Annotated in this window: 9 protein-coding genes; 4 read left to right on the top strand and 5 right to left on the bottom strand. The window is 39.5% G+C overall.

Features of this window, described 5'->3' with window-relative positions:
* Nucleotides 1–130 precede the first annotated feature (130 nt).
* The 4 genes from ACH11B_RS20955 (at nt 131) to ACH11B_RS20940 (ending at nt 6911) form a co-directional block, all read left to right on the top strand.
* Nucleotides 131–334: a hypothetical protein gene (locus tag ACH11B_RS20955; protein ID WP_289553246.1), complete on the top strand. Its 204-nt coding sequence runs from the start codon at nt 131–133 to the stop codon at nt 332–334.
* Nucleotides 335–1044: 710 nt separating this feature from the next.
* The gene (locus ACH11B_RS20950) at nt 1045–3783 is read left to right on the top strand and encodes a TonB-dependent receptor domain-containing protein (protein WP_377608741.1); all 2739 of its coding nucleotides are present in this window, start codon (nt 1045–1047) and stop codon (nt 3781–3783) included.
* Nucleotides 3784–3833: 50 nt separating this feature from the next.
* Complete coding sequence (locus tag ACH11B_RS20945; protein WP_130855803.1) at nt 3834–4985, top strand: hypothetical protein; 1152 nt, start codon at nt 3834–3836, stop codon at nt 4983–4985.
* 942 nt (nt 4986–5927) lie between these two features.
* Entirely contained in the window at nt 5928–6911 is a 984-nt protein-coding gene (locus ACH11B_RS20940; protein ID WP_242627173.1) for an endonuclease/exonuclease/phosphatase family protein, read from the top strand.
* A gap of 256 nt (nt 6912–7167) precedes the next feature.
* Here the strand turns inward: ACH11B_RS20940 and ACH11B_RS20935 are convergent, their stop codons facing one another.
* From ACH11B_RS20935 to mdh, 5 genes are all read right to left on the bottom strand, one after another.
* Nucleotides 7168–8334, bottom strand: coding sequence for a glycosyltransferase family 4 protein (locus tag ACH11B_RS20935; protein ID WP_130855805.1), 1167 nt, complete (start codon nt 8332–8334; stop codon nt 7168–7170).
* Between the two features lie 6 nt (nt 8335–8340).
* Nucleotides 8341–9315, bottom strand: a complete 975-nt coding sequence (locus ACH11B_RS20930; RefSeq protein ID WP_377608743.1) for a flippase-like domain-containing protein — start codon at nt 9313–9315, stop codon at nt 8341–8343.
* A 7-nt stretch (nt 9316–9322) separates the two neighbouring features.
* Nucleotides 9323–10498 carry a glycosyltransferase family 4 protein gene (locus tag ACH11B_RS20925; RefSeq protein ID WP_377608745.1) on the bottom strand — a complete coding sequence of 392 codons (1176 nt, stop codon included), beginning with the start codon at nt 10496–10498 and terminating at the stop codon, nt 9323–9325.
* A gap of 385 nt (nt 10499–10883) precedes the next feature.
* The gene (locus tag ACH11B_RS20920) at nt 10884–11312 is read right to left on the bottom strand and encodes a retropepsin-like aspartic protease (RefSeq protein WP_130855808.1); all 429 of its coding nucleotides are present in this window, start codon (nt 11310–11312) and stop codon (nt 10884–10886) included.
* Nucleotides 11313–11328: 16 nt separating this feature from the next.
* The gene (gene mdh / locus ACH11B_RS20915; RefSeq protein ID WP_013667184.1) at nt 11329–12267 is read right to left on the bottom strand and encodes a malate dehydrogenase; all 939 of its coding nucleotides are present in this window, start codon (nt 12265–12267) and stop codon (nt 11329–11331) included.
* Between the last annotated feature and the right edge of the window lie 149 nt (nt 12268–12416).

Here is a 12416-nt window from a genome sequence, read left to right as displayed (position 1 = left end):
CTCCATCCGTGTCCCATTCGCCCTATATCCCAGTGATATCCTTATATGGTACGTAAAAAGGCCCAAAACACGGCTTTTTAAGCAATACCTATCGGACTCCTATCGAACTAAGCTATAGATGCGATCAAGCATGAACAAAGATCGTGTGAAAGAAGTTTGGGCCCCTCGCTTGTACCTCTTTTGGAGATGGCTTCGGTGGTTCGATTCACCTTGGTCGGAGCTCAATGGGGACTCGTGGCGAGATCCTTGGGGAAACGCTCCATTAAGTGCGCCTTCAACCCCGCTCAAGTTAGCTCGCTGGGGAGAGGATGGGGAGGAGCGAGGGAGTAACTAGATAGCTTTTCAGATCTTATCTTCGACAGGTGCTTAAATAGTATCTACGACGTTCTGTCTTATGCCTGACGATTCATCGAATCCACGTGGTAATCCCTTTTTATTCCATTCAATTACCCCTTAACTCCGTACCAAATTCGTAAGTTTATTAGGTGCTGTTCAGGTTTTACCAGATTTTAGTCAGGTTTATCTGATAAAAAGCTGATAGGATCTGGTAAATATCTGATGAAATCTCGAATTTGGCACGAATTTAACCTGAAGTTGGTTATGCCTTTTAGACTTTGGCATGCTAAGCAGCGCAGCTTCAGGCAGTGTATATGTGCTTAGTCTTACATTTAAATACAAGTAGGTAGCTGTCTCCGTTATCTTTTTTGAACTGTTGATGATTTATAACATCACTTCGAGGGGGTGTTTTTTATGAACGAACACGAAATGATCCATTTACGAGTTCCGAAATCATGAAGATTTTATTTAAGTTATTTTTATAGTCTCGAATTGCGAAAGCAATATTATAAAGAGGTTATGAAAGTGTTAAGCGTTATATAAAATGCTGATTTTATGCTTAATATTCCAATGACAAGGTATGTCTAACAATTCAATCCTTGTTTAGTCTTAACACTATATTAACAATAGATATATATAAGAATAATACGAACTTAACATTCTGTTTACCTGTTCTTGCGTCCTTTGTAGCGGAATATTACAAGTTACATGAAAGTCAAGACCCTAATCTTTTTAACTCTATTATTTAGCGGTTCAATTACTTTTGCTCAACAAAAGGGAATCGTTAGTGGTGTTGTGGTAGATGCTTCATTAAATAATGAAACCATGCCCGCGGTGTCCGTCGCCGTGCAAGGTACCAAGTTGGGTGCCAATACAGATATCGACGGAAAATTCAAATTAGAACTTAATCCTGGAACTCATATCCTCGTGTTTAGTTATGTAGGTTACCAAACTTTACGGGATACAGTCACTGTAAAAGCAGGAAACAACATTAATCTTAATGTCGCCATGGCCTCCGATGCACAGATGCTCGATGATGTAGTGATTGTTGGTGAAGTAAGAAAGGATACTGAATCGGCTTTGTTAAGAAAGCAGATGAACTCGGCTGTGATTACGCAAAGCATTGGCTCACAGGAAATGAGCCGAAAAGGTATCAGTAATGCAGCCGTTGCTATTACGAAAGTAACTGGTATTGCGAAACAAGAAGGGACAACGGGTGTATTTGTTCGTGGTTTAGGAGATCGTTATAATAATACCTTGTTAAATGGTTTGCCGTTGCCATCGAATGAGCCAACAAGTAAGAACATCTCGTTAGATTTATTTGGAACGGATGTTATTCAATCAATTGGCATTAGTAAAACATATACTGCAGAGGACTATGGTGATGTTGGAGGTGCTACTGTTAACATTCTTTCGAAAGAACACGTTGGTAATCCTACATTAAGCGTAGAAATTGGTGGTGGTTTAAACACAAATGCTTTTCGGTCTGATTTTAAAAGAGCAGATAACTGGAAGCGCTTTGGTTTCTATAATATCAAGCCACCTACTACGCTGCAACAATATACTTTCGGGAGTAAATGGTCGCCTAATACTGTTGATAAGCCTTTTAATTATGACTTTTCTATTCAAGGGGGAAAAAGTTTTCAGATAGGCCAAGAAGGGAGATTAAATGTTTTTGCAACTGTCTCTCATAAAAACAATTATCAGTTTAGAGAAGGTTCTGAGAAAGTAATGGGTTCAAGGGTTGATATCGTCAATGCCGATTACTTCAACATAGAGAAGAATGTTTACGAGACGAATACCACTGGTATGTTCAACCTAGATTATCGAGTTAATTCAAAAAACCGATTAAGGTGGAATAGCATATTCATTAATGGCTCTTCTAGTGCTGTGAATGATTATGATGTGGCTCCATTAGATGAACCAATACAATTTACACGACAAACATTGACCCAGCAAAACCAATTATTCTTGAATCAGTTGCTCGGAGAACATCAATTAAAAGAACGTTTATCTTTAGACTGGGGAGCATCTTATGGTATCGTCAATGCTGATATGCCTGATCGGATTACTAGTACCTTATCAACTAGTAACAGTGGAGGTTTTGAGTTCAACAATTCTCAGGTAAATAATCAGAATAGGTATTTTCAATATATTAATGAGAAAGAAGTCGCAGGGAGATTTGCTTTTAATTATAAGCTGTTTGAAAATGAAGCAGGGGAATACGACGGAAAACTAAGTGTGGGTTACACCGGACGGTATAAAAAACGGGATTTCGAAGCTACTCAAATTAACGCTCGCATCCAACAGTCCGGCATAGCAGCTGATCCTAACAATCTAGATGCATTTTTGAATGCAGATAACTTTACAACTGCTACTGGTACAGGTCCAACGTTTCGCTTTGAAACCGCAAGAGTTTTAAGTTTGGTTCCCCAAACATACGACGCTAATTTAAATATACATGGTGGCTTCGCCCTTTTTGAGCATAGTCCAAACAAAAAACTTACCTATACATTGGGGTTAAGAGCAGACAAGGTCTTACAAAAAATGACATGGGACGTAAATATTCTGCAACCCATAGTAGATTTTGATCAAGCGGACATTGATAAAATTTTTATATTACCTGAAGCTACTCTTAAATATGCTTTGTCGGAAAATCAAAACTTACGAGTAGCAGCTAGTAAATCTTATACGCTTCCTCAATTCTTAGAAAAAGCCCCTTTTCAATACGAAGATGTGACATCTTTGACCTTCGGAAACGGAGCGTTAAAGCCCGCAGACAATTATAATTTAGATATCAAATGGGAGCAGTTTCCAAGTTCTGATGAATTATTTTCGGCAGGAATCTTTGGTAAATATATCAAAGATCCGATTAGCCAAACATTAATCACGTCAGCGGCATCGAACTTGTTTTCATTTCTAAATGCTGGAGATTATGCTTACGTATTTGGTGCCGAAGTAGAGATGAGAAAGAACATTGCTGGCGGTTTTTCGGGAGGGATGAACGTAACTTATATGTATAGTCGCCAAGAGTTGGATCCCGAGAAAGTTGCGGAAGAGACCGACTACACAATGAGTGTTAATTTTAATGGTGATCATGATCGCCTACAAGGAGCCTCGCCTTTGTTGGTGAATGCAGACTTGACTTATAAGTTAAATACTGGAAAAATCAGGCCAACTGTTGCTGTCGTAGGAAATTACTTCTATGATCGAATTTTTTCATTGGGAGCTTTCGGTAGAGGGAACACAGTAGAAAAAGGCTACCCTACTTTGAATTTTATTTCAAACACTGCAATAAATGAAAGATGGGAGGTAGGATTGAAAATTAATAACTTATTAAATAATGAAGTGCGTATGGAACAGGAAAATACCGATCAAAGTGTAGAGGTATATAACTACAGGAGAGGATTGGACTTTAGTTTAGGTATTAAATACAAGATTTTTTAGACAAAAATAAAAACAGAAAACAACAGAGTTATTCATTCAAAATGACAATTATGAAAAAATTATTCTTAAGCATGATGGTTATCGCAACTATGTTTGCAAGCTGTAGCAGCGATGATGATAATAATCCAGGCCCTGATGGTGGAGAAATTACTTTTGAGGATGGTATTATTAGTGGAAATATCGATAGAAACGCTCGTGTAACCGCGGGGAGAACATATACTTTGCGTGGTCCGGTCTATGTTAAGTCAGGAGCAACCTTAACAATTGAACCAGGTGTGCGTATTGAAGCGGAATATTCAGAGAATGTAACAAATGTAGCTTTTTTAGCTGTTGAACGAGGTGCTATGATCAATGCTGCCGGAACAGCGGAAAATCCAATAGTATTTACTTCAGGCGCTGCTACACCTGCTGCTGGGCAATGGGGTGGCATTGTTATTTGCGGAAATGCTGGCACTAATAAAGGTGCAAATGCACAAGCAGAAGTGGCTGGTTTGATATATGGCGGTAATAATAATACTGATAATTCAGGTGTCTTATCACACATCATTATTGAGTATTCAGGCAATAAAATTAATGACGAATCTGAATTCAATGCGCTTACGTTATACGCTGTTGGTAACGGGACTACTGTAAACAATATATTTATCAATCAAGTTTCCGATGACGGTGTAGAATGGTTTGGAGGTTCGGTAAATGCTGAAAATTTGACAGTGATCGGGTCGCAAGATGATTCCTTTGACTGGGCTGAAGGCTGGAATGGTAGAGTGACGAACTTGTATGCTGATCAATCTGCAGCTACAACTTATTCTTCAGATAGCCGTGGCATTGAAGCGGACAGCAACCAGGATAATCCAACTTTAGCTCCTGTTTCAAGTCCGACGTTAACAAATTTAACATTAATAGGTCGTAATAGCACCTCTGTAACTTCGGAAGCGGGAATGATGTTGCGTCGTGGTACATTAGGCTCAATCACCAATGTTTATCTAAAAGATTTTATCGCTGGAGAAGGCGTTGTTGCAAGTGGTGCAGAATCTTTAGCTCATTTTCAAGCTAATAAAGTGAAACAAGTTCGTTTTGATAACGTACCAAATAAAGGTACTGCTGGAACGTACGAAGAAGATCCTAACGCTACGGGCGCTGGTAACGGTGCTGCTCGTCCTAATTGGTCAACTTGGGCTGAGTCGCATTTAACTGCCAACTAGTCTATTGTTAACATAAATGCTTTAAAGCGGCTATCTAACAGGATAGCCGCTTTTTTGTTATCTATACTTGGATGTTTGATATAGGATGACTGTTAGGTTTAACTAAAACCTCACTTCAAAGACGTTCGTCCTTATAGCAAACACTATTGGCTTTATAATAAACACATTCAGATTTAATTTAAAGTTGTTTGCCTTTATCTTGTTTCCGTACAACTTTGCCTTAATTCCGGTCGTCTTTACTTCAAAGTCGGTTGGGTTTATGATGAATCCTTTTGGGTTTATTTCATTGCTGTACGACTTTGTAGCAAAGTTGATCGACCTTATATGAAGGACGTTTCCATCTATAATAAAGTCATATGGGTTTATAGTAAAAACCGTTGACTTTACTATAAAGACAATTGGGATTACGTTAAAGTCAATTGGAATTGAGGTAATTCCGTACTTCTTTAAAGCAAAGCTAATTGCCGTTACATTTATGTTGATCGGCTTTATAATAAAGGTGATCAAATTTGTATTAAATATGGTTGTCTTTATGACGATCCCGGTTGACTTTACGTCAATACTAGTTAGGCTTGTTTTAATGTCATTAGGGATTGGTTTGAGGCTGGAGGGAGTATTGAGTAGTTAATAGGGAGCAGTTAGTAGTGAGTAGTTAATAGTGAATGGGGTAGGACTTAAATGAGGACGTAAGGCATGTTCCCAACTACCAGGTTCCCTTGTTCACTGGAAGGAGATGAATAGGAAGTAGTGAGTAGTTAATAGTGAATGGAGTAGGAGTTAAATGAGGACGTAGGGCCTATTCCCAACTAACAGGGTCCCTTGTTCACTGAGGGGATATAGCGTACTGCCTATAGTCTAAAAAAAAATAACATTCCTTTAACATTTAAACGACGTTCTGTTTAACTCTCGATACTAGTTTTATGCCAGGAAAGCCTTACTTTTATGGAACTTATTCTTCGTCGTAAACTAAGCAGAAAGTGGATGAACTTCTTCTTTATTACCTGTCTTTTGTTTTTGGTTGTGAAGCGATATTTTCAAGTTTGTCGTGTTCCTACACAAAGTCATTCGTTTATTAGCTTCAATACCCATCCTCCTGAAGAATTGCCCATCAATTATGAGGGTGAATTTTCCGTCATAACTTATAATATTGCGGGTTTGCCACAGCTTATTTGCAGCGCTGTTACCGAGCGTTCGTCAAGTATTGCAGAAATTGGGCGTCGATTGAATGATTATGATATTGTTCATGTGCAGGAAGACTTTAACTATAATAGCTTCTTGTACTATAGTGGTAATGAGCATCCTTATAAAACCAAAACGAAAGGAGGCGTACCTTTTGGTGATGGTTTGAATACACTCTCAAAATATCGTATTACGGAAATACACCGCATTCCTTGGAATAATTGCACAGGGGCGGACTGTTTGACACCTAAGGGTTTTACGTTTAGTAAGATTGAAGTAGGGAAGGGCGTATTTATCGATTTTTATAATGTACACGCAAATGCGGCGGATGATCCGGCCGCTGCTGCCGCGAGACGGAAGAATATGATTCAACTGTCCAATTATATTAAAGAGCACTCAGGCGATCGAGCGGTCATCGTTATGGGTGATTTAAATGCGCACTTCTGCTATGAACATGACAATATTCGCGATCTGCTTGCCCAAAATGGTTTGAAAGATGCATGGGTAACGCTCAAGGCTAAGGATAGCTTCCCCGCTTTCAAAAAATTTGTGAAAGAGGATATTTTGAAGTTGACTGACGACTGTGAGTCTATCGATAAGATACTCTTTCGAAGCAGTGCTGATCTGTTGCTGACTCCAAATGCCTACCGTTTCGAGAACGAGAAATTCAATAATAAAGAAGGAATACCGCTCTCGGACCATTGCCCCGTGAGTTTATCGTTTAGTTGGCAGCAACGTAGTTATTAGTTGTTGGTTATTAGTTATTGGTTATTAGTTGTTGGTTATTAGTTGTTGGTTATTGGTTGTGGGTTATTGGTTGTGGGTTGTGGGTGTGAGTTTTCTTCCTGTCTTTATGTTCTAGCAGGTATCAAGTATCAAGACACCAGCCTACCGGCAGGCAGGTAAGTATCAGGACATAAGTATCACGACTTTCCGTTCTATGTCAACTATTTTCCTGTTCAACTACTCAACAACTTAACTACTTAACAACTCGGCGACTTAACTACTCAACTAACCCCAAAAATGCCTCATAATAAGCTTTGACCATTTTCTTCCAACCGAAGTGTCTTTTTGTATAATTAACCGACGCTGTCTTTTTCTCCTCGTCGCTAGGTTTCTTCATAAACTCGTTTAGTGTCGTAATCCATTCTTCTGCTTGTTCTGATGGTAACAGATAACCGTTCTTCCCGTGTTTTACAGCGTCCGAAATACCTCCTGTGTGGGAGGCAAAAACAGTTGTTCCACATAAGGCAGCTTCCAAACAAACCAGGCCAAAGCCCTCCATATCACCCTCTACTTCGATATTGGGCATAATAAAGGCACTTGCATGATACAGGATGTTCAGAATTTCATCGAACGGCAATCGTCCCAAGTGTTTGGCTCTTTTTCTTATTTCAGGCTTGCTTAATAACTGACGCAATTTCGGCTCATCGGTGGCCGCACCTAGAAATAACGCAAGTTTGTTTCGGAAAAAGGGTGGAAGGAATTTAAAGAAGCGTTCTTGTTTGGTTGCTTTCCAATGAAACGGCCCTATAAAGAGCAATAAATAATCATGTTGCAAATGAGGCATTACGCGTTCGACAAACCAAGAAAATCCCTTTCTCTTAACGGGCCTGCCCATGGCTACCAATAATTGTTTTCCACGAATATCCAAACGGTACCTTGCTTGGAAATCGTCATGGAAATTTAATGAGAATTTATGTTTAGGTATTTTTTCATCGACACCGTTTGAAATGACTCGTAGCTTTCCCGTAGCGATCCCCACGCTTTGTGCGGCTTGGGCCGTAGCCTTGCTTACTGCCACGATAAGATCAAAGCGATTCAGTTTTGGGAGAATAAATTTCCTATATAAAAAACTCGGAAAGACGACGTCTAAACCATGTATGGTAACCGTGTGTTTAATGTGCGGATTGAATCGACAGCACAATAAATAATAGGAGGCAATCAATGCATCATTAAAATGGATAAGTTTAATATTGGGATGCTGATTGATAAGATGTCTTATGTTTTTTCCGAGTGCTAGAAAAAAGCTCAGCCGGCTACCGATGCCTTTGTATATTAACTCGTGCACCGTACACCATTTTCTCATACCCACTACCAGTTCATAGCTTTGCTTTTCCATACCGCCGGTAGTAGGGGGATATTTATGACTTACAAATAGAACTTCCATGAATAATTATACTGCTTGCAGTTGCGGGGCCTTTCTATGATATACAACATAACTGATACCGCCAAAAAGTAACCAAACGAGTTGTCGAGCCCGCCGGACAACGGAGACGCTAAGCCATAGGCTACCCGTTATACCAATAAATTCTAACATAAATTGATTGCCATACTCTTCAATACCGATTTGCCCGGGAATTATTGCGCCTGCTGATTTAAAAAAAATAACGCCCATATCCATGGCTAAACTTTCAATTACGTCAATATTGATATCCAGCGAATGCAAGATGAGCAGGAATTCCAGGGAACCGACAAACCAATGGAGCGAGAAAAAGAGAAACGACAGCCATAGCGCCTTTTTCTCTTGGTGATAGTATAACTTTGTTTCGGATAGGGTAGTTGTTAGACTTAGTTTGAGTTGACTAAAACGGGTTGTAAGTTTCTTATGCAACGATTTAGTAAGGCGAAATATTAAGAAAATAAGCAGACTGATGACTGAAAAAACAATCACAAAATAAGGGAAAAAAGACGCTACTTGTCGATTAAAACTATCGTTGCTGCTCTGCTTAAGTAGAATAGCTACCGCTAGTGCCGACAACAGAAGCTGCGAGGCGATCATCAGAAAGCGTGAAACGATAACCGATCTAATAGCCGATTTTCTTTCGATCATATAGGGTTTCAACAATTCGGCCTTTAGAAAATCGCCTCCAATAATGCTACTGGGATTAAAAAGGCTGACCGTTTCACCAATAAGTCTGATCCAAAACAATTGATAAATGTTGATTCGCTTTCGCTGGTCTCCCAAGCAATAAGCCCAGGCCAGGGTGCCTAGGAGATACGCGAGGCAGGTAAGGATCAAAAACCAGCAAAAACCCCAGCCGATATGTGCTAACGACTGGGTTACCTGCGTAAGGTCTGTATGAGCAATGTAGATTCCTAAAGAAATAGTAACAGATAAGAATAGTATAATTTTAATAAATCGAAGCATTCCGGTACTAAGAGGTTAGTTTGTAAATGCTGGGAACTTTGCCCAACTGCTCAATATCGTTAAAGTAAATGTCCGCTAGCCGCTCCCAGTTCCGTTTTGTGCTTTCTTGTATGCCCAGCATGCTGAATTGCCGGTGAATCGTTTTTTTATTCAATAACGTTTCTATACGGTCTACAAATTCTCCCTCACTGTTAGGATTGCAAGCAAAGCCATTAACACCATTTTCTATTAGATCTTTGGAACCCCCACCGTCAGCAATGACACAAGGCAGGCCGGAGGCCTGTGCTTCTAAAATAACATTGCCATAAGTTTCACTAACAGATGGGAAGACAAAAATGGAACTCGATGCATAAAGACTTGCTAATTCGTCGTGACCAACATGGCCTAAAAAGATTGCTCCAGGCATATTGCTTTCGCATGCTTTTCTTGCGGATCCATCTCCTACAACTAAAAAATTACATGCAATTCCTCGTATTTTAATTAATCGATAAATTTTAAAGAGCATTTCCAGGTTTTTTTCCCATACCAAGCGGCTTACAAACAAGAGTGTAGGTTGTTGGTTCCCGGTTATTTTTTCAAGCTTTGCCAGATCCTTTTTCAGCGGATTAAACAATGTATTGTCAATTCCTCTTTCCCATAGCAACATCTTCGATGCTTGAATGCCGTAATTGATTAGTTCCTGTTTAATGGTTCTTGTTGGAACATAAATGCAATCACATTGATTATAAAATAATTTTTTCTTCGACGAAACATATCGCTTAACCGGGCCGATAAGAAAAGGCAAATGTTTCAAGTAGTAGTCTATATATGAAATAAAGTGGGTGTGATAAATGCTGACGACCGGGATATGCCGCTTGCTGGCGTAAGTGACCGCAAAATGCCCCAAAAGAGAAGGGGTAGCGATGTGTACGATATCCGGACCGAATGTATCTAGTTTACGGATTAATCTTCTTTTTATTAAGGAAGGAATCGATAACGTATAATTCTTATTGGAAGGAATGGTGATGGTTGGAACTTTAAGCGAAGGAAAGTCTAACAGCTGATCAGGGCCATCACCATAAATAAATATGAATTCAAAACGATCGAACGGAATCCTCTTAATAAGCTGAAACATCGTTCGGGATGCCCCATCTTTATCTTCATGCAAGATTTCCGCAAAAAACGCTACTTTAATTTTTCGCATAGCATATACTTCGTACTTATAAAGCTATCGGTTTAAATTAATAATAGCATTAATCAATTGTTATGAATTCATCATGTAATGAAGAAAACCTAGCCGATAGCCTTGTTTTTTTCACAAAGGCATAATGCTTTTTTAAAATAGGCTTAACGCGGATAGCTTAGATTTGTATCAGAGTTAAATAGTAATTGATTCATGTAAATTAGGTTTGGTTAAAATTGGGAAAAGGCTCGCTGTGAAGCGCGCCTTTTTTTGTTGTTATTAGTTGTTAGTTATTAGTTGTTAGTTATTGGTTGTTTTGTTAGTTATTGGTTGTTAGTTATTGGTTGTTAGTTAGTTATTGGTTGTTAGTTATTGGTTGTTAGTTGTTAGGTGCTATTATTAAACTCTATTCCTTCATGCTAAGTGTCAGGGTCATTTTTCCATAGTCAATGATACCTTGATATTGGGTGAGTATATCGCCGCCAATAACGCCGATTACAGGCTCGACTGAAAGATTCTCGTAGGCGAAATTAATAGAAGACAAATCCAGCACGGCCACTTCAAAATTTTTAAGGTGGAAAGTGCCGATTTGAAAATCAGGAAGTTGCCAAGTGAAACTTTCCATATTAGTCGTACCCAAACCGGTAGATACGCGGTCACTGCTTTTAAGTTGCTCATTACCTATGTGACGTTCTACGATTGTTTTGTCGAATACAGTTTTGGACGCACCCGTATCCAATACAGCTTTAAAGCTATGTTCGAAAACAACGACTTCCACCAATAAGTGGAAGCCGTCATCTTGAAGATTTAATAATGCTAGTGGTATTTTAATCATTAACGATATTAGTTTTTTAGATGATTTTACTCTCAGAAAGCACGTTATTCATGCTTCTCACGGCTTCGGCACTTTGTCTGAATTTAGCCTTGTCTTCTTCGTCCAATTGAAGAGCAATTATTTTTTCGGCGCCGTTTTTACCGATAATAACAGGAACTCCTAACGTGATGTCCTGCTCGCCATATTCGCCTTCTAAGTAAACAGAAGCCGTGAATAGTTTTTTCTGATTTCTGACAATACTTTCCACCATCCCGGCGATAGCTGCACCCGGCGCATACCAAGCAGAGGTGCCTATAAGTTTCGTTAAAGTGGCTCCACCTACCATCGTGTCGGCTACTACTTGTTCCTGTTGCTGTGCAGATAAAAACTGTGTCACTGGAATACTGTTCCAAGTGGCGTGTTTTATCAACGGAATCATCGTAGTATCACCGTGCCCGCCTATGACAATGGCGTTTAAATCGGAAGGAGAGGCTCCGGTATGCTGACTGATCTGGTATTTAAATCGGGAAGAGTCCAATGCGCCACCCATACCGATAACTCTGTTTTTAGGTAAGCCAGTGGCTTTAAGGGTAAGGTAGGTCATGGTGTCCATGGGGTTAGAAACCACTAGAATAATCACCTCAGGCGAATATTTTAGCAGATTCTCGGCAACCGATTTAACAATATTTGCATTTGTTCCGATCAATTCCTCACGTGTCATTCCCGGTTTACGCGGTATACCGGAAGTAATAACAGCAACGCTTGATCCGGCAGTTTTTTCATAATCATTTGTCACCCCCGTGATTTTAGTGTCAAATCCTAAAAGGGCTGCGGTTTGCGAAATATCCTGCGCCTTGCCTTCGGCAACTCCTTCTTTGATATCCAGCAGTATAACTTCTTCTGCAAGTTCTTTCCTTGTGATATTATCTGCAGCGGTTGCGCCTACGGCACCGGCGCCAATAACGGTGATTTTCATAAATTTCCGGAATTAAATGATTCGTTAAAATTATTGTTTTTTACCTCAGTTCCGCACGATGGTAAAATAGTAAAAAGGAATGGGAATGGCAAAACAAGTCGTAAGTTATAAGTCATAAGTTGTAAGCTATCACTTGTATGGGGTAAATC

Source organism: Olivibacter sp. EAT-5 (genome assembly GCF_044784325.1).
Taxonomy (GTDB): Bacteria; Bacteroidota; Bacteroidia; order Sphingobacteriales; family Sphingobacteriaceae; genus Olivibacter; species Olivibacter oleidegradans.
This window is presented reverse-complemented; position numbering and strand designations above follow the sequence as displayed.